At 76.1% G+C, this 1,480-nt stretch carries 1 protein-coding gene; it reads left to right on the top strand.

Annotated features, from left to right (window positions below; genetic code table 11):
• On the top strand, nt 1-1,389 hold a 1,389-nt coding region (locus ACFVX9_RS05330; RefSeq protein ID WP_387980461.1), incomplete at its 5' end, for a pyridoxal phosphate-dependent decarboxylase family protein.
• Nucleotides 1,390-1,480 lie beyond the last annotated feature (91 nt).

The following is a 1,480-nucleotide window of genomic DNA, read 5'->3' as shown; positions in this document are numbered from 1 at the left end:
GACCACGGCATCGCCCTGCGCGGCGGGCCGCTGCCCGCAGGCAGTCCGGCCGAGCTCGGCGCGCTGGTCGCCGACGGCCTGGCCGGCGCCCACGGGCCCGGCGCGCTCGCCCGCCTCACCGAACTCCTCGCCTACGGCGCCGCCGACCCCGCCGACCCGGCCTGCGCCGCCCACCTGCACTGCCCGCCGCTCGCCGTGGCCGCCGCCGCCGACCTCGCGGTCAGTGCCCTCAACCCCTCCCAGGACTCCTGGGACCAGGCCCCCGCCGCCACCGCCCTGGAGACCGCCCTCCTCGCCGAACTCGCCGCCCTGGTCGGCTACGACCCGGCCCGCGCTGCCGGCGTCCTCACCTCCGGCGGCACCGAGTCCAACCTCATGGGCCTGATGCTGGCGCGGGACCAGAAGCTGGACGGCATCGTCGAGTTGGACGGCATCCCGGGCGGCGTCCGGCCGTGCATCGTCGCCTCCGAGGCCGCGCACTTCTCCGTCCAGCGCGCCGCCGCCCTGCTCGGGCTCGGCGAGCGCGCCGTCACCACCGTCCCCGTCGACCGGCAACTCCGGATGGAACCAAAGGAGTTGGAGCGGACCCTGGCCGAGGCCAGCTGGGCCGGACGCACCCCGATCGCCATCGTCGCCACCGCCGGCACCACCGACACCGGCGGCATCGACCCGCTGCACGTCGCCGCCGACCTGGCCGGCCGCTACGGCGCCTGGCTGCACGTCGACGCCGCGTACGGCGGCGGCGCGCTGCTCTCCGACCGGCTCGCCCCGCTCCTCGACGGCATCGACCGCGCCGACTCCGTCTCCCTCGACTGGCACAAACTCGGCTGGCAGCCCGCCGCCGCCGGCGTCTTCCTGGTCCGCCGCACCGAGACCTACGTCTCGCTCGCCCGCCGCGCCGAGTACCTCAACCCCGTCGACGACGAGCAGGCCGGCTACCCCAGCCTGCTCGGCCGCTCGCTGCGCACCACCCGGCGGGCCGACGCCTTCAAGCTCGCCGTCACCTTGCGCACCCTCGGTCGCGACGGGCTCGGCCGACTCGTCGACGCCTGCCACGAACTCGCCCGGTCCGCTGCCGAGGCCGTCCGCGCCGAACCGTCGCTCGAACTCCACGCCGAACCCGCGCTGACCGTCCTGCTGTTCCGCTACCGGCCGCCGGGCCTGACCGACGAGGCCGCCGTCGACGAACTCAACGGCAGCCTGCGCCGGTTGCTGCTGCGCACCGGGCGGGCGGTGGTCGGGCGGACCGAACTTCCGGGCGAGGGGCCCGGCCGGGTGCGGCTCAAGCTCACCCTGCTCAACCCGCACGCCACGGCGGGGGAGGTCCGTGCACTGCTGCGCGACGTGGTGGGCGCCGGGCGGAAGGCCGAGGGGGACCGGGCCGGCTAGTAGGGCTTTGTTAGGTCCTATGGTGGGGGTCGGGGGTTGGTGCGGGTTGGCCGCATATCGAGCAGGCGCCGGTCCAGGTGGCCAGGAGGGC

It is taken from the genome of Kitasatospora sp. NPDC058243 (assembly GCF_042882025.1).
Classification (GTDB): domain Bacteria; phylum Actinomycetota; class Actinomycetes; order Streptomycetales; family Streptomycetaceae; genus Kitasatospora.
Note: the sequence above shows the minus strand (reverse complement) of the source record. Positions and strands in the feature narration are given on the sequence as shown.